Origin of the sequence: Ottowia sp. VDI28, assembly GCF_049532675.1 — a bacterium.
Taxonomy (GTDB): domain Bacteria; phylum Pseudomonadota; class Gammaproteobacteria; order Burkholderiales; family Burkholderiaceae_C; genus Ottowia.
Genome location: NZ_CP149820.1, coordinates 2,534,162 through 2,559,812 on the forward strand (window position 1 = coordinate 2,534,162; position 25,651 = coordinate 2,559,812).

Consider the following 25,651-nt stretch of genomic DNA (forward strand, 5'->3'; position numbering starts at 1 on the left):
AGGGAGCCCTAAACGATGCCGAACCAAGACTTTATTGTTTTTGAATAAAAGGATAAATTCATGGAATTGATATGAAAATCCATAAAATCTAAACAATAGGGGCGTTGCATGGACCGCTTGGACGCAATGCATTTGTTCTCGCGCATCGTGGACCTCGGAAGCTTCACGAAGGCTGCCGACGAGCTTCAGTTGCCGCGAGCTTCGGTGAGCCTGGCGGTGCAGCAACTGGAGGCACGGCTCGGCGTGCGGCTGCTGCACCGGACCACCCGGCACGTCAACCCCACGCAGGACGGCCAAGCCTATTACCTGCGTTGCCAGCAAATCCTGCAAGATGTGGAGGAGGCCGAAGGCGTGTTCCGCAGCCATGCGGAAAGACCGCGCGGGAAAGTGCGGGTGGATTTGCAGGGTACGCAGGCGCTGCATTTCATCCTGCCGCGCCTAGGCGAGTTTCACGCCCGGTACCCAGACATCGAACTTGAAATCGGCCTGACTGACCGACTCATCGATCTGGTCCGGGAAGGCATCGATTGTGTGCTTCGTTCAGGTGAGCCGAAGGATTCATCCCTCGTCGGGCGGCGTATTGCGTTGCTGGCGCAGGTGACTTGTGCCAGCCGGGACTATCTGCAGCGCCATGGGCTACCTCGGACCTTGGAGGATTTTCGTACCCACCAGGCCGTGAACTATCTTGGCGCTAGCGGCCGCGCCTTGCCTTTCGAATTCTTGATAGAAGGGGAGAAGCGGCGTGTCCATCTGCCGGGGCCGGTCTCCGTCAACAGCGCCTACGGGTACGCCGCATGCTGTCTCGCGGGCATGGGTTTCATTCAAGCCCCTCGATACCATGTGGAGCAATACCTGCACAGCGGCGAGTTGGCCGAAGTCTTCCCCGAATGGGCCCCAGAGCCCATGCCCGTATCGGTGCTCTATCCGCATGCGCGGCATCTCTCGCCACGGGTCCGCGTATTCGTGGAGTGGCTCGTGGAGTGCATGGCTGTGGCAAGTTGAGCTGAGCTGAGCTGATGGGGCTGAAACATCTGCGGACACGCCTCTAGTGTTTCCGCACGAAGGTTTTGACGGTTTGCTTACGTGTCTTTTCTCCGTCATTCCGGCTTGCGCCCATATGCGCTAACGTAAATTAGCGTATGCTCGAGCCATCAATCCGGATAGGTGGAAGATGGACCAAGAGCCAGAGCGAGTGAATTGGAGTGAAGACTGGCAAGTCATAGAGAGTCTATTGCCCGAGCATTGGCAAAGCCAGGCCAGGCAGTTAGGTGCGCTCAAGCGCACGCGAGGGGTGCGCGATGCGCGAATGCTGTTGCGGCTGATGCTGATTCACCTGGCGCAAGGCTGCAGCCTGCGGGAGACGGCAGCGCAGGCGCAACTGGCGGGTATAGCCCAGATCAGTGATGTCGCCTTACTCAAGCGCTTGCGCTCATGCGGTGCTTGGTTTGAATGGATGGCCGGGCAAGTCAGGCAAGCGCCTGAGCTGCAAGCACAGCCCCTGGCTGGGCAGAGCTTGCTGAGTGGGCGCAGATTGCGCGTGGTCGATGGCAGCGTGGTGCGCGAGCCGGGCCCCACGGGCTCGCAGTGGCGGCTGCACTATGCGATCGGCCTGCCCGATCTGCAGTGCCAGGAGGTTCACCTGGGCTCTGCCAGGCAGGGCGAGACACTCAAACGCTTTGAGGTGCGAGCGGGCGATGTGTTTGTGGCCGACCGTGGTTACGCGCATCCGGCGGGCATTGCCCACGTGCGCGCCGGTGGGGGCGATGTGCTGGTGCGGCTTAACCTGGTGACACTGCCTTTGTATGAGACTGGGGTGCCTGTTGCGAAGGCGCAAAAGCTTGATATTCTGGCTTGTGCTCGCACCGTTCAGATAGGTCAGCCCAAGGAGTTTGAGGCGTGTGTGCACCCCAAGGAGGGTGCCATTGTGCGCGGGCGCCTGTGCATCGCACGCAAAAGCCAGCAGGCTGCTGCCAGGGCACGCCAGCGCGTGCAGCGTGAGAGTCAGCGCAGTGGCACGCAGATGCAGCCGCAGACGCTGGAGGCGGCTGATTACGTCTTTGTCTTCACCAGTCTGTCGCAAGAGCTCAGTGCTCAGCAGGTGCTGCAGATCTACCGTCTACGCTGGCAAATCGAGTTGGAGTTCAAGCGGCTGAAGTCGCTCATCTCGCTGGGGCATCTGAAAAAGCACGATGAACAGGCGGCGCGAAGCTGGTTGCAGGGCAAGCTGCTGGTGGCCTTTCTGATCGCTCGCATGATTGCTCATGCCGAGCGCGTTTCCCCCTGGGGATACGAGATCGAGAAGATCGCGTACGACTGAGTCTTGGTGCCCTTGGCGAGAGACTTCGCTGATGCGCGAGTTGTTATGCCGCGCACTGACGCCTGCGATGAATCTGCGCGAGGCCATCCGGCAATGGCAATCTGTGCGCCAGCGCCTGGCTGAGTCGCCTCGACGGCGACGCTCTCAAAGAGTTGATGCGCATGACTTACTACGTTAGCGCATATGGGCTTGCGCCGGAATGACGAGAGGAAACAGCGCTTCCACGCGTCAAAACCTCTGTGCGCAAGCACTAGATGCCACTGTCCCTGCCGCCTAGTCTGGACCCTGGCCGGCCGCGAGGTGATCTTGCAGAAAGCCCGCAAAGCGATCAGCCGCGGGCGAGAGCAGCTTAGCAGCATGCCGGAACAGCATGATCCGGCGCCGCACACCGGGGTTCACCAGCGGAATCAACCGCAGCGAATGCTCTTTCAGGAAGGGCCCCACATAAGCCGTACTCAGCATGATCCCTTGCCCCGCCGCCACCAGCGCAATGCCTGTCGTGAACTGGTCAACCTGCATGCTGGGCTCGATCAGCACCTTGAAGTTGATATCGACCATGGTCCGCACGGCAGCGCCGTCGCCAATCACGATGAAGGATTCATTCGCCAGCTCATCCCAAGCCACGCTGGCGCGAGCGGCAAGGCGGTGCTGGTTCCCGCAAATGAGCATCAGGTCATCGGAAAACACTTCTTCCGAGATCACCGTGTCCGGCACGGGCCGCTCCGGCCCCAAGGCAAGATCGACTTCGCCACTGGCTACCAGTTCAATGAGCGTATCCGGCTTGGCATCACGCAATACAAGCCGCGTTTCCGGGAAGCTGGCCTGATACGCGACCATCAGGCTGGGGAGCTTGATGGCTGCCAGCAGATGCGTTGCCGCGATTCGAACGCTGCCTGATTTGCCTTCGCGCAGATCCTTAGCGCACAAGGCTGCCGCGGCCAGTTCGTTGAGCACCCTCTCGGCATGTGGCAGGTAGATCTCGCCGGCCTTGGATAGGCCCACAGAGCGGGTCGTCCGCTCAAAGAGGCGCACCCCCACTTCGGCTTCAAGATCCCGGATGAGGTGGCTGAGCGCGCCAGAGGTGAGCGAGAGCGACTCGGCGGCATGAGAGAAGCTGCCAAGCCGCGCTACATGGGAGAAGGCGCGAAGTTGCCGGAAAGTGACATTCATGAGAAATCAGGGTGAATTTCTTAGAAATAATCGATTTTCCTAAAAGGATTGTCATTCCACAATGGCCTTGAGCCGTCTCTGAATTTCCGGTCGAGACAACAGGGAATGAACAATACTTTGATCAAGGGCCTGAAGCTCCTGGAAGTACTGGCCTATCAGGTTCGCCCCATGGGGGTCACGGAACTTGCCGCCGCCACGGGCATGCCGAAGAGCGGTGCGCATCGTCTGCTCCAAGCCTTGCTGGACGAAAGCTATGTGGTTCGGCGCAGTGAAGGCAGTTACGCAGCATCGATGAAGCTATGGGAAATCGCCTCGGCGGCGTTGCCGGGGTTCGATCTGTGCAGACGCGCCCGTCCTGTTATGGAAGCACTAGCTAGCCAGACTGGCGAAACGGTTCATCTTGCGGTGCTGGACGGTGATCAGGTGGTCTATGTGCACAAGGTGATGGGCAGAGACAAAGCGGACTCATCCGCGCCAGTAGGTACTCGAGCGCCTGCACATTGCGTTGCCACCGGTAAGGCCATGCTTGCGTTCAAGACCAAGGAGCAACTTTTACAGGTCGCCTCAGCGTTGCGCCCGATCACCAGCCGCACGATCACTGATTCCGATACATTCTTGGGACAGATGCATGCCATTCGCCGAGATGGCTACGCAGTCACCAAGGGAGAGTGGCGTGAGGGGTTCAGCGGAGTCGCTGCCCCTGTCTTTGGGCAGGCAGGAGAGGTCAGTACCGCTATTGGTGTTTCAGGCTCATGTGCAGCGCTTTCTGCCGAGAGGATCGAGAGATTGGCTTGCCAAGTGAAGGCAGCAGCGCGGCAGCTATCGGTGCATTCGCAAGCATCAGGTCCTCAATCGATCTTGCTGAATGTGATGAGAGACTGGCAACCGATCGCCTGAGCCAAGAATTTCAAAGAGTGGCGCAGCCTTCGTGCATTTGACCGCAGCCGGGTTGCCCGAGTTCGCGGGGCCTTGCTGCACATGATGTAGACGCCCTCTTGTTAGGCGTCTGTTTCAGGCTGATCTGAGTCATTCGCCGCGGGTAGCCTGGGCGGCTGCTTCGATCACCACCGGTCAATCGAGGGGCAGCGGCGCGGATGGCCGGACCACCTCCGAAACCTGCCTCTCGACAGGTGGCGTCCGCGATCCAGCCTTGAATGGCCGGTCCGACGTGACGCGACTGGGCGGATATGACCCAAAGGCGACTGTGAGCATCAGGCTCGTATCCAATCATTGATGTGTACTCATGAGCTACACACTCATACCCCGGCTCGTAGGTGGGACGCACCAGAGCTGATTTCTCAGCAAGGGGCCAGCGCATACGGTGCTGGTCCTTCAGAATTACCTCTACCGATCAACTTATCTCGCAGGCTCTGCGGTCTAGATTACGTTAGGTGTCATGCGCTACATCATTCGCTCCTGCTATGTCGAGAACACGCACGAAGAGGCAATTGCCCCGGAACTGTTCAATATCATAAGAAATTCCCGTCGCGTGTTAACCGCCGCTTTGGAGATTGAAGAGATCTTCGACAACCTCGTCTCGAACTATCTTGAGATCGAGAGCAAGTGTTTCGCATTGACCGCTAGATCTTTAGTTCGCAGGGTAGCTGGATACAGAGAAGGCAATGAGGCGCTGGCATCCATAAACTTGGTCTTTGTGAACTATCTTTCCACGGCAAGAGCATATGTGGACAAGATCGGAAGGGCCGCGGCAAGGTGCCTACCGGAATTGGCAACGATAGATGCGAAAGCGTCAGTAAGTCGACTGCTCGCGGAGCAATACGACGCTGAGTTTGGCTACCGTTTCATGGAAGCGCTCCGCAATCATGTTCAGCACTCTGGTAGTGCCTTGCATGTGCTGAGTCCCGGGACTCAGCACATGCGCTCCGAAGACGAATCTCGAAGGTCGCGAGAGCTATTTCTGAATCCACTCTGCTCCAAGGAGCGCCTGATCGAGAGAGGTAGTTTCAAAGCACAGGTGCTCAACGAATCCCCCGATACCGTGAACTTGCTCGAATCAGCCCGCGCTCATCTACGCGGACTAAGCCGGGTTCAAAGAGCAGTTCGTGCCCTTGTAGAGAATGCGGCGATTAACGCCGCCGACCAAATAAAAAGAGCTCAAGCGATGCTTGAAGGCAAAGTGAGTTCGAGCCTCGACGCCACGGAGGCAGTGTTGCTTTCGGAGAATGATGACGTTCAGGAGAGAGTTCCGCTATTGCTGCAATGGGACAACGTTCGACTCTGGCTTACTCAGCGCAATAGCGGCATCGGCGACGGAGTCCAGACCTTTCCATCAGGTCGCTCGTAGAGCCCTCCGTAAGTTGAGCACTCGCTTTCGTTGGCAACCGCCGGCTGCTCTTGGCCGAGACTGTTGGTACTCGGACGCGCCGGTAAGCAGACGTCCGGTCGTGTCTGCGGTCAATGATCAGGTTGACGTAGGGCAAGGACCTCGGTTTCGTCGGGCGTATCTTGATAAGCCTTCAACTCGATGGGGGACCATCATGGGAACCACTGCCAATGCCGCTCATCGCGAGCCATGGAACAAGGGCAAGATCGTCGGGCAAAGGACCCCGTTCAAGCTCAAAGATATCTGGGCGCTTCGGGTTCGGCTTCAGATGGAGCACCGGGTGCGTGAACTTGCGCTCTTCAACCTAGGTATCGACAGCAAGCTTCGTGGTCGCGACCTCGTTGCCCTCAGGGTACGGGACGTGTGCCACGGAGACCAAGTGGGACGCGCGCCATCGTCATGCAGCACAAGACCCAGCGCCCGGTTCAGTTCGAGACAACCCAAGCCACCCGGGAGGCGTTGCAGGCGTGGATCAAGCAGGCGGGGCTGAAGCAGGAGGACTTCCTCTTCCCCAGCCGACTTCACGGCTCACTATACCTTGGTAGACGGCAATACGCACGGATCCTCGGCCACTGGGTCGATGAATTTGGACTGGACCGCGCTGACTACGGGACGCACTCGATGCGCAGAACCAAGGCGAAGCTGATCTATCGGCGCACCAAGAATCTGCGTGCCGTGCAATTGCTCCTGGGGCATTCCAAGCTAGAGTCGACCGTGAGATATCTCGGCATCGAGGTAGATGGTGCCCTTGAGATTTCCGAGCAGACGGAGATCTGACGTGATGGAAGTCCCGCAGTCCTGGTTCGAACACCGCTGCTGCGGGACATGACTGGTTGCTGGCTGGCGCCCGGCTTCGCTAACGCTCCCGGCCATAAGCAGCTTTTGCTGCCTGCGAGTTGAACTACGCACTTGGAAGTCTGTATCCTGGCCATCACCGAAAGTTCGTTGGAAGTCTGTAATGCTTAACAGTGACATTAATTCGCGCTTTGAAGATTGGCTCCTTAGTCCGCGTGAGACGCTCGACTTTGAGGTGAAGCAGTGGCTCAATATGGCCGATCCCGAGTCACAAGGTTTGGTCGCAAAAGCTCTAATAGCTTTGGAAAATCATGGAGGCGGATTTCTTCTTTTCGGCTACCGGGAGAACAACGACAAATCCCTTAGTCCGGACCCTAACCGCCCCATCTCTTTAGAGGCATACTTGACGGATGCTCTAAACGCCATAATTAAGAAGCGGGCCGAGCCGGTATTTCACGTGGAGGTGACTCTTCAGCGGCATCCCACTTCGAACGAGGAGTATCCACTTGTTCGTGTTGCTGGCACCTCTAAGGTGCCCGTGCGCTCCGATAGCGCGACGGCTGGAGGAAGTTTGAAGCAACATGTCTACTATATGCGCGCGCCCGGCCCAGAAAGCAGAGCGCCACTGAATGCAAGTGAGTGGGACGCCCTTCTTCGTCGCTCCATCACAAACCAGCGAGAGGAGATCATCAGCCTCTTTCGCGCCCTTGCACCCGCGACCGTTGCTGGCCGATTCTTAGAGGCTGCGCCTACCGAGGCAGAAGCGCTAGGCACGTTCGTAGCAAATGCCAAAGCACGATGGAGTCATCTGAATGGTGGCCTCGAAGAATCAGACCCTGCAAAGATTACCCTTGGCCACTTTTTCTTTGCCGCCAGAATTGTTGGGACCTCAAGACACCTCAACGAACGGCAGATCTTGGAGTTAAATCAGAGCGCCAAGCGATACACCGGTTGGCCCGCGCTAATAACCCTTCATGGTGAAAAGACAAAACCTCGCTTGATCGACGGATGCATTGAGGCGTGGATTTCCGACCAAGCAGATGTTGGGCATGCCGACTTCTGGCGGATCGACGCGAAGAACGGCAATTTTTTCCTTCTCCGGGGATACCAAGAAGACTCCCTCGATCCTGCACGTGGGTTTGGAAATCCCGGAACACTCTTTGAACTCACGCTTCCGGTCTGGAGGCTTGGTGAATTTCTTTTGAGGGTCCTAGACCTTGCCGATGCTATGTACGAGCCACCCTATGAAGTGCTAGTCGAGTGTGAGTGGGAAGGTATTGCGGGCAGACGCTTGTTTTCTCTCAATGGGAGACGTCACGTCCGTTCGTACACCTCTGCCGAGGCTACAGTCCGCACATCCGGCTCGTTTCCTAGTAACGGACTTCGCGAGCTTCTGCCAGAGGCTGTCAGGACGCTGATGGTGCCTCTGTACCAGCACTTCGAATTCTTTGTGCCACCAGATACCCTCTTCGCAGAAGAACTGGGCAGGATGACAAAGAACAGCTTCTGAGCTGTAAGCACCCGGTGAACCCGTCTTGACGCGGGTTTCAGTCTGCAGGTGTCCAGCGGTGAGGCAGCAGTTTGCTGATCTGGCTGTTCTTGTGAGTGGGCAAGCGTTCGAGCACGTCTTTCAGATAGGCATACGGATCATGGCCATTCAGGCGCGCCGACTGAATCAGGCTCATGATGGCGGCTGCGCGCTGCCCACCGCGCAGCGATCCGGCGAACAACCAGTTCGAGCGGCCCACCGCCCAAGGCCGAATCTGGTTCTCCACCCAGTTGTTGTCGATGGGCGCATCACCATCGTCCAGGTAGCGCGTGAGCGCCTGCCAGCGCTTGAGGCTGTAGTCGATGGCGCGCGCCGTGCCCGATCCATCCGGCACCCGCAGCCGCTGCGCCAACAGCCACCGATGCAGTGTCTCGGCAACCGGCCTGGCGCGTGCCTGCCGCATCCTTTGCCGCTCTTGGGCAGGCAACTGAGCCACCTCGCGTTCGATTCCGTACAGCGCGCCAAACAACTCCAGCGCCTGTGCCGCGATCTGGCTCTGGTGGTTCATATGTAGATCATGGAACTTGCGCCGTGCGTGCGCCATGCACCCCAACTCGGTGATCCCTGCGGCAAACCCCGCCTTGTAGCCCGCATAGTCGTCGGTCACCAGCTTGCCTCGCCACTCAGCCAGGAACGCGCGGCAGTGCTCGCCCGCCCGGCTGGGCTGGAAGTCATAGACCACCGCACGCACCTGCTCATACGCCGTGGGCGTATAGGCCCACAGGTAGGCCTGATGGGTCTTGCCTGCCCCGGGCTTGAGCATCTGCACCGGAGTCTCATCCGCGTGCAGCACTGTCTTGGTCAGCACCTCGGCCTTGAGCGCCTCGACCAACGGCTGCAGCCGCAGTCCGCACACGCCCACCCATTCGCCCAGCGTCGAGCGGGCCAGCGCCAGACCTGCGCGTGCAAAGATGCCTTCTTGCCGATACAACGGCAGGTGATCGGCGAACTTGGCCACCAGCACCTGCGCCAGCAGGCCTGCCGTGGGGATGCCTTTGTCGATGATCTGGGCCGGTACCGGCGCTTGCGTGAGGGTTTCGCACTGCGCGCACACCCATTTGCCGCGGATGTGGCGCTGCACCGAGAAGACACCCGGCACATAGTCCAGCTTCTCGCTCACATCTTCGCCCATGCGTTTGAGCTCGCAGCCGCAGCGGCACGTCGTGGAGGCCGGCTCATGGTGAATCTCGGTACGCGGCAGCTCGGGCGGCAGCTTCATACGCCGTGGTGCCTGGGTGACAGGCCGGGCTGTGATGCTGGCCTGCAAGGCCAGCACTTGTTCTTCGATGGCCGCCATGTCTGCATCCATCGTTTCTTCCAACAGGCTTGCCTGCGCTGCATTGAGCTGTTCGCTTCGCCGGCCATAGCGCCAGCGCTTGTACAGCGCCAGCTCCTGCGTGAGCTGATCGATATGCGTCTGCTTAAAGTGCAGCGCCTGATCGTGTCGGGCGATCTGCGCATCGCGCTCAGCCACCTGGCCCATCAGGCGTTCGGCCAGTACGCGCAACTGCTGCGCATCCAACTGATCGAGGCTCACTGCATCACTCATGGCCTGCAGTGTGGCAGAGACTCAAAGCACCTGCTATTGGCGTCTTACCCCATTGCCAGCTACAGCACGGAGATGGCACCTGCGGCACCGACGTGTTGCCAGGGCAGACCTAGCACCAGCGCTTGCCACTGCTCACTGTCCAAGGGCACGTGGGCACCGTGCATCGCATTGGACCAGATGAACTTGCCGCGGTTCAGCCGCCGCGCGGCCAGCCACAGGCCGATGCCATCATGCACGAGCACCCTTCATGCGGTTGGCACGCTGGTTGGCAAAGCAGTAGGCGTGATGAGGCTTGGCAGTGCCAAAGACTTCGATCACCCGAGCCAGGGCTGTGTTGGCGCCTGCGCGCATGTCCAGCGGCTCGGTGGCCAGCCAGATGGCCTCTACGCGGATCACTTCAGCCACTCGCGCAGCCAGGCCACGCAGGCTCCCGCTTCGCTCACGGGCCATTGCACCGTGGCTTGCACGGACCCACGCACCAGCCGGATCTCGATATGGCCGCTCGCCGGCGCGCTCACCATCACAGGCACAAACCCCGGCACGTTCTGCCCTCGCTCGCTACTCTGGCGGATCCACTTGTGCACCAGGTTCGCATTCACCGCGTGCGACAGCGCTACTCCCGCAATGGACGCACCGGGCTGGCTGCACTCGGCCACGATCTGCGCCTTCAACGCCTTCGGATAAGTACGCCGACGGCGCAACGGTGCTAATTCTGTCTTCGTCATGGTGCCCACCTAAAGAGGTAGACACTAACCAACCCAATCACAGGATTCAATATGGATTCACCGGGTGCTTACGTTGCAGGCGTGGATTAAGCAGGAGGACTTTCTCTTCCCCAGCCGACCTCACGGCTCACCACACCTCGGTACGCGGCAATACGCACGGATCCTTCGTTACTGGGGCGATGAACTCGGGCTGGACCGCGCCGACTACGGGACGCACTCGATGCGCAGGACTAAGGCGACGCTGATCTATCGGCGCACCAAGAATCTGCACGCCATGCAATTGCTCCTGGGGCACTCCAAGCTAGAGTCGAACGTGAGATATCTCGGCATCGAGGTAGATGACACCTTTGGTATCTCCGAGCAGACGGAGATCTGAGGTGGTGGAAGTCCCGCAGCCCTGATTCGAACGCCGCTGCTGCGGGACATGACTGGCTGCTGACTTGCGCCTGGCTTCGCTAACGCTCCCGGCCATAAGTGGCCACGCCGCTTTTACTTTCCCTATGGACGAAATTTAGTTAATTATTAAGGCGAAACCTCGATGACCTGTTATTTTCAAGGATGCGGTGAAAAAGGCACCACCAAAGAGCACATACCACCACGCTCCTTCTTTCCCGATGGCGAAAGAGAACAGCTACTCACCATAAAGTCTTGTGAGAAACATAACAACGCAAAGTCCGTAGACGATCTTTATGTGCTCGCGCAAATATGCATGAATGCATCTCCCAATAATCGCGCTAGAGAAGTCTTCTTGAACAAAGTTGCTCCCCAGTTAGGGTTCAACAATGATGCGCTGCGAAAGAAACTTGCCGCTGATGCTGTTCCACTGCCTGGTGGAGCAGTCAAGTACAAGGTGGACGTTGCGCGGTTAGACGAATTTTTCACCGCTCTTTCTTGCGGAATTGTCTATAAAACATGCAAAACCTCATTACCAAAGAACTACAAAATTGGCCACATCTATCACAACTTTATTGGTCAAAATGATCCTGAAATTCAGGCTATTGAGTCTGAGATAGAGAAATTTTATTCTGGCAAGCCTATGGGTTTCATGAAATTTGGTGAACCGGGGGCGAGAAACGAAAATATCTATGCTGTCACCATCTTCGGGTTGCCTGACTATAAATCCAGCATTACCGTTGTGCATTTGTTCTTCGGTGTATTCAAGGTGACCTCAATGCTTACCCTCATGCATGAAGGTATGAGTGAATAAAGATTTATTCAAGCCGAAACCGCTTAATGCGGTAGGTTTAATTTAGGCTTCGTTGTTGTCTGCTTTGGGTCGATTGCGTATGTTTAGAGGCGCAGGTAGCAGACATCCGATGAGGCTGAGTTCGACGCTGCCTACGTGAGTTGCAGCGAACGGCTGCTCCAGCCTGCTGACCGGTCGCTCAGGCCATGCTCCAACTCCCACTCCGATGACCGGAAGGAGCCCATCACCGGGCGTAGGACGAACGATGCCGATCGACAGAGAGCGCTGCAAAGCAGCCCTCGCGTTTTTAGGCCGATATCGGACATTCGATGTGGCCATCCTGCTGACTCAAAACGACCCTGAGCAGTCATTCGAATGGCAGATCAGCATAGCCCGATACCCATCGCTCAAGTGAGCGGGCCGTGTCTGTCACGGCAAAGCAGTTGTGTAGTGACTCTGGTGCCAATGATCGTCCACTCAGTCTTCGCAGAAAAGCGTGCTGTAGTAGTCACGTTCGAGTCGAATGAGCCCAAACCATTTCTATTCAAGGATTTGACAAGTGCTCGGCGGGACGAAAGTAGGCTCTATGCTGTCTATAGATATTCACTGCAACGCTAGTGCTCAGCCTAGCTTTAGTCAGTCTCGATTCTTCCAGCGAGCTGAACTAACCAAGCGGGCAGCCTGGCCGCACGCACGGCGTCAAGGAGCATCGGCATGTGAAATGCATGCAGCCGAAGCCGGTCGCAAGACATAGACATTAACCATTCTGGCAACGCGTTGCCTCGGCCGCTCGACCAACCAATGATTTCCGTCATGATTACATCGAGCACTTCTCGACTTATGTGTTCGTCGATCGAAAAGTCGAGCTCCTGCTTGAAAGCCATACGCAGGAATGCCGCGCGAAGAATCGAGTCGTTATAGTCACGCATGTTGCGCGCACAAAGCGTCGCAGGCGCGAGTACGACTTGGCCATACAGCGTCTGGTTCCACTGGACCTCTTCGCCGGAAGGCTTCGTATGCGACGGCGGTAAAGCGGCGTCGTTGCATCGAACCGATGCTAGCAGGTTACTCACAACGGCCAAGACGTCGGCTTGGCTGATCGCCGTCAGGTTCGTTTCAGTGTCCAAGTAAACGAAGTCGGCAGCAATCGCGAGATCGCCAGCCTTTCCAGGAAGTAAGAGGCCATCACTCTCGCAAGACATACTTTCCAATCGAGCGAGCCGCGTCGCGAGCTCCGGCTCCAGTGAGCCATCCGAAGCCATGCGCTGGAGCAACTCGACTTCTGCGTCCCACGCAGTCACTGGCTCGCGTTGCCAGGGCAACATCAAGTCGTAAGCGGACCGCACAATGAACGTCTCGCCGCCGTGTTGGCCATAGCTTAGGAACATTCTCAGGTCACCCAGGTTCCGGGGAGAATCCGCTAGCGTGATGACGCTCAAGTATGCGACGTTGCCCTGGGGGGCCTTCGTTCGCATCGTCGCGTTGATGCCTCGCATTCGCCCATGATCGTTCAGGCAACCCGCCAGAACCAGCATCGACCCGCGGTCGATCGGAGAGAGCGACTCGAGTTCCCCCCAGTCCGTGCGCAGCGCCTTGTCGAACTCATGGTGCATATCCGCAAGCTCAAATAGGCGTCGTGCCACGGTTTCATGAATATCAACGAGGACGATGACGTGCAACGGCGACGGTGTGAAGCGTCGCAGCAGCCTCACTACGGCTTGCGATACCTCTTCATCCTGCGTCAAGTGGTCGATGTCGAACTTGACGATATTCGCAGTCGCGTCAGCTGCGTATGGTTGGATCTGGATTTGTCTTGTCCGGGCGTGACGCTCAAAAAACGCGCGCGCGTCCTTCTTCTGAGATGCAGCGGACACGCGCAATCGCTTGATGGCGCGCTTTTCCAACAAGAACTGATCCCCCGCTAATTCAGCCAAGACGTCACCCCGTGCGCAGCTTGGGCAAGTCTCTGGAGGATAGCTTTCTATCGGTCGATATCCAAAGGTTCGGCTGGGCGCCGAAGTCAGATCACAAACGACTTTCCCCTGTTCGGGTGGTTTCAACGGATTTTTCAACAAAAAGAGCGTGACAACATTGTCTGCTGCAATGCCCATGTCGATCAATCGATCCGCAAGCGAGCCCGACGTCGAGGCGGAAACAAGCGCCAAGTCACCGTAGCCCATCGTCGGTGCCAGGTCGATTCCCCCATAGGAACTAAATGAGACGACCGGTTGGGAAAAATCCCATTGACCTAAGTTGTGAGCGATGCGTTGCATCGCTTGCGCTACCGCGACCAACGGCGCTGTGTCGACGAAGATGCGGCGGGGTTCCTCGGCTGGCAAGCGGGCCAATGTCGCCAAGCCAACAAAGCCGCAAGCTGCCGACGAAAGCAAGACGCTACTGGCGCGCAGGAAATGGCGTGCATGCTTGCCAGAACCCTTGCCGAAGTGGACACCCGCGGGCGCATCCACAAGAGCACGACTTTGATCAAACAGGTTGAACAACCAACCTTGGATCAACTCATCGTTAGCTGAACTTGAAGTGTAGACCTCGCCATCCACCTCATCGCGATAAAGGAATTGCAAAGTGAGTGGCTCGGCGGTCGCTGGGCGCCCAACGAGTACACCAATCTTGCCTGCAGCACGCTCGAAGGCGCTTCCCTGCAACGCTGCACGTATCACTGTCGCTTCGTCTAAGAAGGGGGCAACGACATAAATTTTCCAGGTATTGGGACGAGCGTTCAGGACATCTCGGACGTCACTGCTGACCATCGCCGCGCTGAGTTCCGTCTCGTCATAGACAAGGAGGCAGGCATCGCCTTCGAAAGCTCCTTCGCGGTATCGGGTAATGAGGGCGAGTGCTCGCATATCAAGCTAGCGGCACCACGATCCGAACAGCTGCGCCGATCACCCTGTCATTAACGGCGGGCCTTCGAGTTAGTCTATTTTGCACATCCAGCAAGACTGGCTTCGGGAGATTGATCCGAGCCCACGGCCCCGAAGGCGGACGCATCTGAGGCAGGAGTTCGCCCTCGAAGAAACTGCGATAGGCGAAAAGACGCCCCGTTCTGACCTCGATGCTGCCCTTGAGCTCCTGAAGGGCTCGCAGAACCTCGTACAAGCCCATGCCTCGTTGGCGCTGTCTATGGTCAGCTTGCTCTGGATCAAAGTGCCTAGAAAAGCACTTGTGCATAACTTTCCATTCCTCGTCGATCTCTGTCGAGGAATCCAGCGCCTGCTGGGTATACGATGCGTAAAAACCCAAGCCTGAGTCAAAGATCGACACCTCAAGGCCAGGCACCTCGCGAGCTGCAACGAACCGCCCCGATTTTTGGTGTGCAGGCAAGGTTACGTGAATGCGCTGGAATGTGAGGCCGCGCATCGCGTCGGGCCCTATGGGGGTGTTTGTCAAATCCAGTCGACCATGGAGGTGGGTATTCTCGAAAAGCTCTGCGACGATGACTGCTAGTGCGCCAGCCATCGCGAATTTCTGACCCATCGCCTCGGCGCTATTCAGCAGTGGAGAAAAGACGCCCAACACCGTAGTCTCGATGTCTTCGCGGCCCCTAAGCCCGTTGCTTGATCGATCGTACAAATCCAGTGGTCGACCGTGACCTCGGGTATCGACGCACAGCAGTATCTGGCTGTCGGTGAAGAAGTCACCGCGAAGCCTGTAGGTGAAAATTTGGCGTCTAGCGCGGGTTAGAAGATCGTTAACATCATCGGCGCCTATGTCTAAGGACTCGTGAGTTGCGCCGTGCAAGCAGGCAACAACAGCCAATAAGGGATATAACGAGGCCACTGTGGGCATGCGCTCAATCAGATTGGATGGCCACCAAACTTTGATTGGTGTCTTATTCCTGGCAAGGCTAAGCAGACGCTGAATTGCGAACACCTCTCCAGCGGAGCCTGACGATGAAGAAAGTTGCTCATAGTCCGCTGGAACTTCCAGCTCGACGCTTCCCTCGAGGGCGTCCTTCCACTGGCTTGGCTCAAAGTTAGCTAAGCCAATCGGAATTAGGATTTTCGTGACGTTGCTTTGCATGTATTGATGAACTGCTGTCTGAGTCTGGTTCACAGGATGTAACAGTTTCCGCGCAAGCTTACAGCAACCGCTGCGATGAAGCGAGATCGCTCCCTCTCCCGAGGCGTTTAGTTTGACAGGTGCTTGCGTGTAGCGGGATGCTTGAACATGGGTCAAATACGGCATCTCTGAAGCTATTGCAAAGGACTTCGAAGTCATTGATCGCATGTTCAGGCTCGGCTGTTGGTCACAAAGCAGTCATCAGCGAAGGGCGACTCTTGGCCGATAGAAGGCCCCGTGTTGGCAAGCTGATAGGCGCAACCGCTGCGACGCCGCCGGAGGCGAATGAGCTATTGCTTTGCAATGGGGGCTTTTCCACTAAAGACTCTGCCACTCCGTCCTACTGAAACACCTCGCAAGTTCACTGAAGATGCTTCCATCCACTATCAATGCCGTTTGATGAACAATAGGGGGTGTTAGTGGCAGAAACGCTTCACCAGTTTGGAGTGCTTTCCGCAAGATTTGCCGCCGTACGCGCGGCTCACTTTCCGAGAGACATTCATGAATCAGCCGATCCCCGCCACCGCACTCCAACTGCGTTCGCTTGTTCAAGCAGACGGCACCTTGCAGATCAGCCTGGAACCGACACCCGTCCCTGCTCCAGGGCCCGACGAGGTGTTGATCCAGATGCAGGCCACGCCAATCAACCCCTCGGACATCGGCCTGCTGCTCGGGCCGGCTGATCTGTCTACTGTGACGGTGGGTGGCAGCGCCGACCGGCCACTGGTCACGGCACGAATCCCTGAACGCGCGATGCCGAGCCTGGTGGCGCGTGTCGGCGAGAGCATGCCTGTGGGTAATGAGGGCGCTGGCCTGGTGGTCGCCGCCGGTTCTTCGCCGGCCGCTCAGGCGCTCCTGGGCCGTACGGTGGCGGCGATCGGCGGGGCCATGTATGCGCAGTACCGGGTCATGCCTGCTGCGCAATGCCTGCCGCTGCCGGCGGGCACCACGGCGGCAGAAGGCGCATCGTGCTTCGTTAACCCGCTGACCTCCCTGGGGATGGTCGAGACCATGAAGCGGGAAGGCCACACGGCGCTGGTGCACACGGCTGCCGCCAGCAACCTGGGGCAGATGCTCAACAGGATCTGCCAGAAAGACGGCATCGGCTTGGTCAACATCGTCCGCAAGCCTGAGCAAGCCACGCTGCTGCGCGAGCTTGGCGCCCAGTATGTCTGCGACAGCAGTGCGCCCGGTTTCTTGAGCGATCTGACCGGCGCATTGGCCGCCACGGGCGCCACGATCGCGTTCGATGCCACCGGCGGCGGAACGCTGGCCGGGCAGATCCTGCAGTGCATGGAAAGCGCCATCAACCGCAATGCGAAGGAGTACAGCCGCTACGGCTCGGCCGTGCACAAGCAGGTCTACGTATATGGAAGCCTGGACACCCGGCCCCTGGAGATTCAGCGCACTTTCGGCATGGCCTGGGGTGTGGGAGGGTGGCTGCTGTTCCCGTTCCTGCAGAAAATCGGAGAGCCTGCGGCGCAGGCGCTGCGTGCGCGTGTGGCTGCTGAACTGAAGACCACGTTTGCCAGCCACTACGCGCGCACGGTCTCGTTGGCCGAGGCGCTGAGTGCCGACGCCATTGCGTTCTATGGCCAGCGCAATACTGGCGCCAAGGTGTTGATCGATCCGTCTAGGTGACAGGACTGGGCAGAGCAGGGGTCAGGCAACGCCTTCAAGCCGGTAGACCTCTGCCGCTGTCCCGTGAAACAGCGCTGCTTGATCGGCAGCGCTGCTTCCTTGTGTGATGCGCTTGAAGGCATTCCATAGGACTGCATAGTTGCAGCCCACCTTGTCCACCGGGAAATTGCTTTCGAACATGCAGCGCTCGGGGCCGAAAGCCTCGATGCAGGTTTCGATCCATGGGGCCCAGGCCTTTGCCAGGACTTCGGAGCTGGCGGGGCGTTCGGTTCGTTCAAAGCCAAAACCGATGCGCGGCATGGTCAACCCGCCGAGCTTGAGGCGGACGTTCGGGAAGGCGGCCAGCGCCTTGATGCGGGCCCGCCAGGTGTCGAACACTTCATGGCGCTGCTCGGCGAAAGGGCCTATGCCCAGCGGGCCGCCGCAATGGTCTAGCACCAGCAGGGTTTGCGGGGAGCGCGCGGCCAGATGCTCCACGTCTTCCAACTGCGTGTGATAGACCCAGATGTCCAACGACAACCCCAGTTTTCCGGCGCAGGCTATGGCGCGCTGAACGTTGGCATCGCGGAGCACGCCTTCCTGCCCTTGGCCTGCGGGGTGCACCGTGGGGTCTCCGTGCCAGGTGGGCCGTGCGCGTATGCCGCGAAAGCGCCCTTGGCCTGCGTCGACATGCGCTTCCAGCACGGCCTGCACTTGGTCTCCGAGCGTCAGATCGGCCCAGCCGACGATGCCGGCGCATAGCTTGGAGGGGGTGGTGCCATCGGCGCCGCCGCTGGCCGCGGACTGCCCTGCGACAAAGCGGGTTTCGCCCACGGGGCGCAGGGCCAGGCGGCCTTCGGCATCGTAGTGGGAGTGGCATTCCACATATACCGTGGCCTGGATGCGGTGGCCCGTGGCCAAGTCCGCCATCAGTTCCTCGCGCAGATAGGTGGAGCCGGGCAGTTCCCACAGGTGATGGTGGGCGTCGATGATCGGCAGCTCGGGCTGTAGCGCATCTTCCGTATGGCCTGCCAGCCATTCCAGATTGGGCAGCGCGATGCCTTGGTGCGATGGCTGTGGCGGCGGCTTGGTGCTCATTTGCGGCTTGCCAGCGAGGTAGCGGCGGATTTGGCGCGGGAGCGGGCAGGGGTGCGCGCGGAGGGGCGCGCTGCGGTGGGGGCCTTTTGCGGCGCGCGCGTATTCATGCCCATGAGGGCCATGTCGACGAACTGGTCCATGACATCCTTGACGCTCAATCGGCCGTCAGGCGAATGCCAGCGCGTGACGTAGTTGAGTGCCGAGAGCAGGAAGCGCGTGGCCATGGCGGGATCCATGTCGCTGCGGAACTCGCCGCTGGCAATGCCTTCGCTCACGCAGCGGCGCAGCAGCTTCTCGTAGGTATCGCGCAGGTGCAGGGCCACGCCGCGGCGCTCGGTCTGGCCTGCTTCGCGGAAGGCGTGCGCGCCGGCCAGCCAATGTTCACGGTGATGATCGAGGAAGTTGGCCGACGAACGCATGAATGCCAGCACGCGCTCGGTGGGGGTGTTCGCGCGCGCCACGTCGGCGCTCACCATTTGCACCAGTGCGTCCAGCGACTGGATCACCACCTTTTCATACAGCTCATCTTTGTTCGGAAAATGGTAGTACAGCGCCGCCTTGGAGATCTTGGCTTCTTCTGCGATGTCACGCAGCGAAGTGGCGCGAAAGCCTCGTTTCGCGAACAGATGCCGCGCGATGTCCAGCAACTGTTCCTCGCGGTTGCCTGGCGCGGCGGCCAGATCGGCGTGCGGTTCGGCGTTCGGTTCGGCGTTCAGTTGGGGTGCGGGTGCACGGGGTGCCATGGAGGTGTTTTCTAGGGTAGCGGTAAACGTCATAGGTTAACTCGCCTCCAGGGGGATCTCTTCACGCAGTGTGATCAAGGCATCCAGGCACCAGCCGCCTTGCGCACGGACGACGAAGGGGTTGATGTCGATGCCCTGCAGTTGCTCCGCATGCGCCACGGCGAATTCTGATACGCGGCACAGGGTTTGCACCAGTGTGTTCATGTCTGCGGCCGGTGAGCCGCGCCAGCCGGAAAGAAGCGCGTTGGAGCGAACGGCTTTCACCATGCGCTCCGCGCGTTCCGGCGTCAGCGGCGCGGAGGCGAAGGCCACGTCCTTGAACAGCTCCACGGCCGTGCCGCCTAACCCGAACATCATCATGGGGCCGAAAACCGGGTCGCTGTGCACGCCGATGATGGTTTCTATGCCGTCGCGCACCATGGGCGCGATCAATACGCCGTCGATGCGGGCCCGCGACACATGCTCGGCCGCGCGTGCCAGCAGCAGCGCGTGGGCGTCGCGCACGGCGGCGGCGTCGGGCAGGCCCAGCAGCACGCCACCAATCTCGGTCTTGTGCGCGATATCGGCCGAGGCGATCTTGGCCACGACGGGGTAGCCCACGGCTTCGGCTGCCTGAACGGCTGCTTCAGGCGTGGTGCACAGGTGCTCGGGCGGCACGGGAATGCCGGCGGAAGCCAGCAAGGCCTTGGCTTCGTGTTCTCCGGCCACCGGGGCCAGGCGCGGGGTGCTGCCTTGGGCCTTCAGGCGGGGCACTTCGTGCAACTGGCGGCGCAGCTCGGCCATGCGGGCGGCCCCCGCTTGGGCGCGCAGGGCACGGCTGGGGTCTTCGAACACCACAATGCCGTCGCGCTCCAGGCCGCGCGCAAGCTCAGGTTGTGACAGCATCAGCGTCACGAAGCAGCACTCAGGATGGCGCTGCCGCAGCACGCGCAGTGCCTTGCCTACGGGTTCGAAGCGCTCGGGCGACATGCCCAGTGCCGACAGGTAGACGTACATGGTGCCGTAGCTGGAATCCTCCAGCATCGCTTCCATGGCGCGTGTGATGCCATCTTGCACCGCGGTGACCTGGGCGGTAGAGTCAAAAGGATTGGCGGGCGTGGCGAAGGGCAACAGTGCCTTGAGGCTGGCGGCCGCGCGCGGAGACACCGGTGGCAGCGGAAGGCCCAGATGCGTGGCTTCGTCGGCCATCAGCACGCCAATACCTCCGGAGGTGGTCATCACGGCGGCGGCATCGCTGGCGGGCAAGCCGCCCGCCACGGCGCAGAAATAGGCTACATCCAGCATTTCTTCGATGGTGCGGGCGCGGTAGGCGCCGCATTCGGCAAACACGGTGTCGAAGGCGGCGTCGTTCCCAGCGAGCGAGCCCGTATGCGTGGCCGCGGCTGCGGCGCCCAATTCGGTGGCGCCCACCTTCATCACGATCACGGGCTTGCCCGCGTGCGCGGCTTTCAGCAGAGCTTCGCGCAGGGCCTGGCCATCGCGGCAGCCCTCGATGCCGGCGCAGATGACACGGGTGTCCGGATCGCCGGCCATGTAGGCGATGCATTCGGCCACGTCGATGTCGGCCTCGTTGCCTGTGGCCACTACGCGGCTCAGACCCAGGCCGCGCAGTGTGGCCATGCCATAGGCGCAGGCACCGAAGGCGCCGCTCTGTGTCGCGACACCGATGGGGCCGGCCTTGGGCTGCATGCCCCAGAACACGGTGCCGAAGGTGGCATAGAGGCCAATGGAAGGGTTGAACAGGCCCAGTGAGTTGGGGCCCAGCATGCAGGCACCGGCTTCATGGCACATCGCCACCAGCTTGTCCTGCAAGGCGGCGCCCGCGGCGTCTACTTCGGCCAGGCCGGAGGTGAAGACCAGCAGGCTCTTCACGCCCTTGCTTAGACAGTCGCGCACGCTGGCTTCCAGCGCACCCACGGGGACCACGATGATGGCCTGATCCACTTCGCCGGGCACATCGAGGATGCTGCGGTACGCCTTGTACCCCTGGATTTCGGCGATGCCGCTCACGTTCACGGGGTAGAGCTCGCCCTTGAAGCCCGCGTCCACCATGTAGCGCAGAGGGCGTCCGCCAATGCGCTCGGGGTCGGACGAGGCGCCCACGATGGCGACGGAACGCGGGGTGAAGAGGGTGGCGAGATCGCGCATACGGATGTTTTTGTGGTTGGTTGTTCGGATTATGGGTTATATTACTTACCGACCGGCAAGTAAAAATTCTTGCCGAAATATAACACCGACAGGAGAGACAGCCTGTGAATGAACATCATTTGCTTGCCGATCGGCAGGTAATCAAAAAATGAGCATCGACAGCAGTGAAGAAGATCTGGCCTTCCGGCTGGAAGTGCGCCGCTTCTGCGCGCAGAACGTGCCCCAGTCCTTGCGTGAGCGGGTGCGGGCGGGCCTGAGACCCACACCGGAGGAATTCCGCCGCTGGCAGGACATCCTTTACAGGCAGGGCTGGGGAGCGCCCACTTGGCCGCGCGAATACGGTGGCACGGGGTGGTCGCCGGTGCAGTTCCATATCTTTGAGCAAGAGACGGCTGCCGCCGACGCGCCGCCGCAGTTTCACCAGGGGCTGGAGCTGATCGGCCCGATCATCTTTACCTACGGCACGGCGGAGCAGAAAGCGCGGTACCTGCCGCGCATCCTCTCGGGCGAAGATTGGTGGTGCCAGGGGTATTCCGAACCACAGGCGGGTTCCGATCTTGCCTCGCTGCGGACCCGCGCGGTGCGTGATGGCGATCACTACATCGTTAACGGGCAGAAACTGTGGACCAGCTATGCGTATGCGGCCAACCGCATGTTCTGCCTGGTGCGCACCAGCGATGAAACGCGCAAGCAAGACGGCATTTCGCTCCTGCTCATCGATATGAACACGCCCGGGATCACGGTGCGTCCGTTCCAGACCTTGGACGAGCAGGCCCATGTGACGGAGGTTTTCCTCGACAACGTGCGCGTGCCGGTGAGTCATCTGCTGGGCGAGGAGGGCCGCGGCTGGAGCTATGGAAAGGTGCTGCTGGACCGCGAGCGCGCGCTCACGGCCACATTGGGTGTACGTTTGACGCGGCAGTTGGGGTACGTTAGTGAGCGGGCCCGCGAGACGATCGAGGGCGACCGTGCGCTTTACCGGAACCCCGCGTTTCGCGCCAAGCTGGCGCAGTTGGAGATCGAAGTGCAGGCCATCGATCAGATGGGCCTGCGCATGCTGGCTGACAACGTCGCCGGGGTAGATACAGGGCCGCGCGGATCGATGATCAAGCTGCGCTGGTCCGAGCTGCTCCAGCGCACGACCGAGCTTTGGGTAGAGACGCTAGGTTACGACGCCATGCGTTTCAAGCCCGCGGGCAATGCGCCAGGTACCGTGGCCCAGGATCAATCAGGGCCGATGACGGCTTACCTGCACAGCCGGGTGACCAGCATCTACGGCGGCGCGAACGAAATCCAGCGCAACATCATCGCGCGCCGCGCACTCGGACTGTAGGAATACCGCATGCACACTCACTACACCCCCGAGCAGCAGATGCTCGCCGACGGCGTGGACCGCTTCGTGCGGGAGCATGGCCGCTTCGATCAATGGCGCAAACTGACGTCCGAGGGCGCGGCTTTCGACGAGGGCAACTGGCGCCGCATGGCGGACTTGGGTTGGCTTGCGCTGGCCATCCCTGAAGAAGATGGCGGCTTCGGCGCGACGACTGCCGAGACCATGATCGTGGCCGAGGGCTTGGGCCGCGGGTTATTGCGCGAGCCTTATGTGAGCACCTGCGTGCTGGCGGCGCGCATGCTGGCTCGCGGCGGCAATGCGGACCAGCGTGAGCTGCTGGCCGGCATCGCTGAAGGGCGCGTGCGCATTGCGACTGCCTTGGGCGAAGAGGGCGGACGTTTTCAGCTGAACCAGGTGCGGACTCGCGCGGAGCACACGGGCACGGGCTTTAGCCTCTCCGGTGCCAAATCCTGGGTGCCGGATGCCGACAGCGCGCAATGGATCATCGTGCCTGCCAGAACAAGAGGTACGGCGAACGCCTCGGACGGCATCTCGCTGTTTCTGGTTGCGGCCGACGCGCCTGGTTTGCGACGCACTGATTTTCGCAGCCCGGATCATCAGCACATCAGCCAGTTGCAATTGGAGGGCGTGGCGCTTCAGGAATCAGCGCTGCTCGGCTCTTTGCATGGCGGCTTGGAACTGCTGGAGTACGGCGTGGACCATGCCATCGCGGCGCGCCTGGCCGAGGCTTGCGGCGCGATGGAGACGGTAGCCGCCATGACGCTGGATTACCTCAAGGTTCGCAAACAGTTTGGCGCCACCATCGGCAGCTTCCAGGCGTTGCAGCATCGCATGGTGGACATGACCATTGCCTGCGAGGAGGCGCGCTCCATGCTGCAACTGGTGGCGGCCCATATGGACGCGGCACCCGCCGAGCGCCAGCGCGCGGTATCGGCCGCCAAGGCGCGCATTGGCCAGTGCGGCTATTACGTGGGCCATCAGGCTGTTCAATTGCATGGCGGCGTGGGGACCAGCGATGAGCTGGCCGTGAGCCACTATCTCAAGCGTCTGGCCATGATCGATATGTCTTTTGGCAATGCGGACTTCCACCGCGGCCGTTTCATCGCGTTGTCTGATGCAGTGATCGAAGAGGCGGAGGTGGCCGCATGAGCGCCGCCCGGCCGCCCGAAGGCGCTCGCTCCGGAGCCGTAGGCGAAGGTACACCACCCGACAGCGCTGTGCCCGGCTGGAACCTGGCCGATATCTTCGACGGCGTGGCCGCACGTGTGCCGTCCGAGCGGCCCGCCATTGTGCATGGCGGCACGGTGGTCACCTGGGGCGCGCTGGATGCGCGCAGCAACCGCGTGGCGCGCGCCTGGCTGGCGGCGGGGCACCTGCCGGGTGAACGCGTGGCTTTTCTCTCGCGCAATCATCCTGGCTACATCGAGGGCTTTGTCGCTTGCCTGAAAGCGCGCCTTATCCACGTGAACATCAACTACCGCTACACGGTGGATGAGGTGGCTGGCGTGTTTGAGGACGCTGGCGTCACCGCCGTGCTGTACCAAGAGGAGTTTGCCGGTCTGGTGTCTGCGCTGGCCATACGCTTTCCGGCGCTGCGCACGCGCATCTGCCTGGATGGCGAGGGGCAGGGCGAAGCCACCGCCGCTTTTCAGGCGCTGGCGGCCCAGGGCGATGGCAGTCCGCTGGCCATCGAGCGCTCCGAGCGCGATCCGCTGCTGCTCTATACGGGGGGCACCACCGGGCGGCCCAAGGGCGTGATCTGGCCAGGCAACCGTTATCGCGAGTGCCAACTGGAGTCTCCGCTGGTGCGGCAGCGGCCCGCCAATCTCCAGGAACATCTGGATCTGGTGGCCAACGCCGCGCCGGGCCGGGTGTTGCCGGCTTGCCCCCTGATGCATGGCGCCGGCATCAGCAGCACACTTGGTGAGCTGCTGAACGGCGGTACCGCGTTGCTGCTGGACGGGCGTAGTTTCGATGCCGGGGAGTTGTGGGCGTTGGCCGCGCGTGAACGCGCCACGCGCATTCTGATCGTGGGCGATGTCTTCGCACGGCCCATGCTCGAAGCGCTGGATGCGGATCCCGGGCGTTACGACCTCTCCGCGCTCAAAGTCATCAGCTCCGCTGGGCTGATGTGGAGCGAGGAAGTCAAAGCGAGTCTGCTGCGCCACATGCCGTGGCTGGTGCTGGCTGATATCTATGGGGCTTCGGAGGCTTCTGGCCTGGGCTATGCGATCACCACCTCGGAATCCAGCACGCCTACGGGCCGGTTCCAGCCCGGGCCCAAGACCGTGATGGTGGGCGAAGACGGCCGCATCGTACCGGCGGGCGTGGCGGGTGAGGGCTGGCTGGCGCGCGCCGAACCCCTGCCCGAGGGCTATTTCGGAGATCCGAAGAAGACCGCCGAGGTGTTTCGCATCATCGAAGGAGCGCGCTACGCCGTGCCGGGCGATTGGGTCCGGCGATACCCGGATGGCTCCATGCAACTGGTCGGCCGCGGCAGCCTGGTCATCAACTCCGGCGGCGAGAAGATCTACGTCGAGGAGGTAGAGGAAGCCCTGAAGCGCCTGCCCGGTGTGGCCGATACCCTGGTGGTGGGCGTGCCCGACGCGCGCTGGGGCAGTGCCATCACGGCGCTGGTGCGCATGCAGCCAGGGATTTTTCTCGACGAAGCGGCCGCGCGTGCCGGCCTGGCGCCCTATCTGGCGGGCTACAAGATTCCCAAGCACTTTTTCCTCGTGGAGCATCTACCGCGCGCTGACAGCGGCAAGGGCGACTACCGCGCCGCCCGCGCACAGGCCGAAAAGCTGTTGGCCTAGTGTGGGCAGAGGTTATGACGGTTTGTCCACGTCTCCTTCTTCGTCATTCCCGCGCAGGCGGGAGTCCAGGAACAGCCTCCAATGATGCGCAGTCACTGGATTCCCGCCTGCGCGGGAATGACGGAGGAAAAAGCAGCTGTTCATTGAGAACTTGTCG

At 60.4% G+C, this 25,651-nt stretch carries 20 protein-coding genes and 2 pseudogenes; 12 read left to right on the plus strand and 10 right to left on the minus strand.

Annotation, left to right across the window (positions count from 1 at the left end; genetic code table 11):
* Positions 1–108 precede the first annotated feature (108 nt).
* Together WJU18_RS12130 and WJU18_RS12135 are read left to right on the plus strand one after the other, a co-directional pair.
* Complete coding sequence (locus WJU18_RS12130) at positions 109–1,002, plus strand: LysR substrate-binding domain-containing protein (protein WP_423460299.1); 894 nt, start codon at positions 109–111, stop codon at positions 1,000–1,002.
* A gap of 169 nt (positions 1,003–1,171) precedes the next feature.
* On the plus strand, positions 1,172–2,317 hold the full coding sequence (locus WJU18_RS12135; RefSeq protein ID WP_423460300.1) for an IS4 family transposase: 1,146 nt from the start codon (positions 1,172–1,174) through the stop codon (positions 2,315–2,317).
* Between the two features lie 273 nt (positions 2,318–2,590).
* On the opposite strand, the gene WJU18_RS12140 is transcribed toward WJU18_RS12135, so the two are convergent.
* Positions 2,591–3,487, minus strand: a complete 897-nt coding sequence (locus WJU18_RS12140) for a LysR family transcriptional regulator (RefSeq protein WP_423460301.1) — start codon at positions 3,485–3,487, stop codon at positions 2,591–2,593.
* 105 nt (positions 3,488–3,592) lie between these two features.
* On the opposite strand from WJU18_RS12140, the gene WJU18_RS12145 reads away from it, so the two are divergent.
* The 4 genes and pseudogenes from WJU18_RS12145 to WJU18_RS12160 all read left to right on the plus strand — a co-directional run bounded on the left by WJU18_RS12145 (position 3,593) and on the right by WJU18_RS12160 (position 8,136).
* Entirely contained in the window at positions 3,593–4,384 is a 792-nt protein-coding gene (locus WJU18_RS12145; protein ID WP_423460302.1) for an IclR family transcriptional regulator, read from the plus strand.
* Positions 4,385–4,883: 499 nt separating this feature from the next.
* Positions 4,884–5,792: a hypothetical protein gene (locus tag WJU18_RS12150; RefSeq protein ID WP_423460303.1), complete on the plus strand. Its 909-nt coding sequence runs from the start codon at positions 4,884–4,886 to the stop codon at positions 5,790–5,792.
* 193 nt (positions 5,793–5,985) lie between these two features.
* Positions 5,986–6,608: pseudogene (locus WJU18_RS12155) on the plus strand (tyrosine-type recombinase/integrase).
* 181 nt (positions 6,609–6,789) lie between these two features.
* Positions 6,790–8,136: a hypothetical protein gene (locus WJU18_RS12160; protein ID WP_423460304.1), complete on the plus strand. Its 1,347-nt coding sequence runs from the start codon at positions 6,790–6,792 to the stop codon at positions 8,134–8,136.
* A 37-nt stretch (positions 8,137–8,173) separates the two neighbouring features.
* On the opposite strand, the gene tnpC is transcribed toward WJU18_RS12160, so the two are convergent.
* The 4 genes from tnpC to tnpA are packed head-to-tail and all read right to left on the minus strand — an operon-like array spanning position 8,174 to position 10,449.
* The gene (gene tnpC, locus WJU18_RS12165) at positions 8,174–9,724 is read right to left on the minus strand and encodes an IS66 family transposase (protein WP_423460305.1); all 1,551 of its coding nucleotides are present in this window, start codon (positions 9,722–9,724) and stop codon (positions 8,174–8,176) included.
* A gap of 59 nt (positions 9,725–9,783) precedes the next feature.
* Positions 9,784–9,960, minus strand: a complete 177-nt coding sequence (gene tnpB / locus WJU18_RS12170) for an IS66 family insertion sequence element accessory protein TnpB (RefSeq protein ID WP_423460306.1) — start codon at positions 9,958–9,960, stop codon at positions 9,784–9,786.
* Positions 9,953–10,129: an IS66 family insertion sequence element accessory protein TnpB gene (tnpB, locus tag WJU18_RS12175; protein ID WP_423460307.1), complete on the minus strand. Its 177-nt coding sequence runs from the start codon at positions 10,127–10,129 to the stop codon at positions 9,953–9,955. The genes tnpB (WJU18_RS12170) and tnpB (WJU18_RS12175) overlap by 8 nt, the downstream gene beginning before the upstream one ends.
* Positions 10,117–10,449 carry an IS66-like element accessory protein TnpA gene (gene tnpA, locus WJU18_RS12180; RefSeq protein ID WP_423460308.1) on the minus strand — a complete coding sequence of 111 codons (333 nt, stop codon included), beginning with the start codon at positions 10,447–10,449 and terminating at the stop codon, positions 10,117–10,119. Before tnpA ends, tnpB (WJU18_RS12175) begins: the two co-directional genes overlap by 13 nt.
* A 73-nt stretch (positions 10,450–10,522) precedes the next feature.
* Here tnpA and WJU18_RS12185 point away from each other — a divergent pair.
* Positions 10,523–10,825, plus strand: a pseudogene (locus WJU18_RS12185) (tyrosine-type recombinase/integrase); the annotation flags it as partial.
* A 162-nt stretch (positions 10,826–10,987) separates the two neighbouring features.
* Positions 10,988–11,656 (plus strand): hypothetical protein, encoded by a 669-nt coding sequence (locus WJU18_RS12190; RefSeq protein WP_423460309.1) that lies wholly within the window; start codon positions 10,988–10,990, stop codon positions 11,654–11,656.
* A 611-nt stretch (positions 11,657–12,267) separates the two neighbouring features.
* On the opposite strand, the gene WJU18_RS12195 is transcribed toward WJU18_RS12190, so the two are convergent.
* Together WJU18_RS12195 and WJU18_RS12200 are read right to left on the minus strand one after the other, a co-directional pair.
* Positions 12,268–14,499: a hypothetical protein gene (locus WJU18_RS12195; RefSeq protein ID WP_423460310.1), complete on the minus strand. Its 2,232-nt coding sequence runs from the start codon at positions 14,497–14,499 to the stop codon at positions 12,268–12,270.
* Between the two features lies 1 nt (position 14,500).
* Entirely contained in the window at positions 14,501–15,676 is a 1,176-nt protein-coding gene (locus WJU18_RS12200; RefSeq protein WP_423460311.1) for a hypothetical protein, read from the minus strand.
* Between the two features lie 540 nt (positions 15,677–16,216).
* Between WJU18_RS12200 and WJU18_RS12205 the strand changes: the two genes are divergently transcribed.
* Entirely contained in the window at positions 16,217–17,356 is a 1,140-nt protein-coding gene (locus tag WJU18_RS12205; RefSeq protein WP_423460312.1) for a zinc-binding dehydrogenase, read from the plus strand.
* Positions 17,357–17,377: 21 nt separating this feature from the next.
* Here WJU18_RS12205 and WJU18_RS12210 read toward each other — a convergent pair whose 3' ends face one another.
* Genes WJU18_RS12210 through WJU18_RS12220 form a run of 3 tightly spaced genes read right to left on the minus strand, consistent with a single transcriptional unit; the run spans position 17,378 to position 21,324 of the window.
* Positions 17,378–18,433: an amidohydrolase family protein gene (locus WJU18_RS12210; protein WP_423460313.1), complete on the minus strand. Its 1,056-nt coding sequence runs from the start codon at positions 18,431–18,433 to the stop codon at positions 17,378–17,380.
* Complete coding sequence (locus tag WJU18_RS12215) at positions 18,430–19,176, minus strand: TetR/AcrR family transcriptional regulator (protein WP_423460314.1); 747 nt, start codon at positions 19,174–19,176, stop codon at positions 18,430–18,432. The genes WJU18_RS12210 and WJU18_RS12215 overlap by 4 nt, the downstream gene beginning before the upstream one ends.
* A gap of 36 nt (positions 19,177–19,212) precedes the next feature.
* Positions 19,213–21,324, minus strand: a complete 2,112-nt coding sequence (locus tag WJU18_RS12220) for an acetate--CoA ligase family protein (RefSeq protein WP_423460315.1) — start codon at positions 21,322–21,324, stop codon at positions 19,213–19,215.
* A gap of 148 nt (positions 21,325–21,472) precedes the next feature.
* Between WJU18_RS12220 and WJU18_RS12225 the strand changes: the two genes are divergently transcribed.
* The 3 genes from WJU18_RS12225 to WJU18_RS12235 are packed head-to-tail and all read left to right on the plus strand — an operon-like array spanning position 21,473 to position 25,494.
* Entirely contained in the window at positions 21,473–22,657 is a 1,185-nt protein-coding gene (locus tag WJU18_RS12225; protein ID WP_423460316.1) for an acyl-CoA dehydrogenase family protein, read from the plus strand.
* Positions 22,658–22,666: 9 nt separating this feature from the next.
* A complete protein-coding gene (locus tag WJU18_RS12230; protein ID WP_423460317.1) occupies positions 22,667–23,827 on the plus strand; it encodes an acyl-CoA dehydrogenase family protein in 1,161 nt (386 codons plus the stop codon).
* The gene (locus tag WJU18_RS12235; RefSeq protein WP_423460318.1) at positions 23,824–25,494 is read left to right on the plus strand and encodes an AMP-binding protein; all 1,671 of its coding nucleotides are present in this window, start codon (positions 23,824–23,826) and stop codon (positions 25,492–25,494) included. Before WJU18_RS12230 ends, WJU18_RS12235 begins: the two co-directional genes overlap by 4 nt.
* The last annotated feature ends 157 nt before the right edge of the window (positions 25,495–25,651 follow it).

What these genes read in the sequence shown, in the direction of transcription:
- WJU18_RS12130 (WP_423460299.1), top strand. Translation starts at nt 109, where the DNA reads ATGGACCGCTTGGACGCAATGCATTTGTTCTCGCGCATCGTGGACCTC.
- WJU18_RS12135 (WP_423460300.1), top strand. Translation starts at nt 1,172, where the DNA reads ATGGACCAAGAGCCAGAGCGAGTGAATTGGAGTGAAGACTGGCAAGTC.
- WJU18_RS12140 (WP_423460301.1), bottom strand. Translation starts at nt 3,487, where the DNA reads ATGAATGTCACTTTCCGGCAACTTCGCGCCTTCTCCCATGTAGCGCGG.
- WJU18_RS12145 (WP_423460302.1), top strand. Translation starts at nt 3,593, where the DNA reads ATGAACAATACTTTGATCAAGGGCCTGAAGCTCCTGGAAGTACTGGCC.
- WJU18_RS12150 (WP_423460303.1), top strand. Translation starts at nt 4,884, where the DNA reads ATGCGCTACATCATTCGCTCCTGCTATGTCGAGAACACGCACGAAGAG.
- WJU18_RS12160 (WP_423460304.1), top strand. Translation starts at nt 6,790, where the DNA reads ATGCTTAACAGTGACATTAATTCGCGCTTTGAAGATTGGCTCCTTAGT.
- tnpC (WP_423460305.1), bottom strand. Translation starts at nt 9,724, where the DNA reads ATGAGTGATGCAGTGAGCCTCGATCAGTTGGATGCGCAGCAGTTGCGC.
- tnpA (WP_423460308.1), bottom strand. Translation starts at nt 10,449, where the DNA reads ATGACGAAGACAGAATTAGCACCGTTGCGCCGTCGGCGTACTTATCCG.
- WJU18_RS12190 (WP_423460309.1), top strand. Translation starts at nt 10,988, where the DNA reads ATGACCTGTTATTTTCAAGGATGCGGTGAAAAAGGCACCACCAAAGAG.
- WJU18_RS12195 (WP_423460310.1), bottom strand. Translation starts at nt 14,499, where the DNA reads ATGCGAGCACTCGCCCTCATTACCCGATACCGCGAAGGAGCTTTCGAA.
- WJU18_RS12200 (WP_423460311.1), bottom strand. Translation starts at nt 15,676, where the DNA reads ATGCAAAGCAACGTCACGAAAATCCTAATTCCGATTGGCTTAGCTAAC.
- WJU18_RS12205 (WP_423460312.1), top strand. Translation starts at nt 16,217, where the DNA reads ATGAATCAGCCGATCCCCGCCACCGCACTCCAACTGCGTTCGCTTGTT.
- WJU18_RS12210 (WP_423460313.1), bottom strand. Translation starts at nt 18,433, where the DNA reads ATGAGCACCAAGCCGCCGCCACAGCCATCGCACCAAGGCATCGCGCTG.
- WJU18_RS12215 (WP_423460314.1), bottom strand. Translation starts at nt 19,176, where the DNA reads ATGGCACCCCGTGCACCCGCACCCCAACTGAACGCCGAACCGAACGCC.
- WJU18_RS12220 (WP_423460315.1), bottom strand. Translation starts at nt 21,324, where the DNA reads ATGCGCGATCTCGCCACCCTCTTCACCCCGCGTTCCGTCGCCATCGTG.
- WJU18_RS12225 (WP_423460316.1), top strand. Translation starts at nt 21,473, where the DNA reads ATGAGCATCGACAGCAGTGAAGAAGATCTGGCCTTCCGGCTGGAAGTG.
- WJU18_RS12230 (WP_423460317.1), top strand. Translation starts at nt 22,667, where the DNA reads ATGCACACTCACTACACCCCCGAGCAGCAGATGCTCGCCGACGGCGTG.
- WJU18_RS12235 (WP_423460318.1), top strand. Translation starts at nt 23,824, where the DNA reads ATGAGCGCCGCCCGGCCGCCCGAAGGCGCTCGCTCCGGAGCCGTAGGC.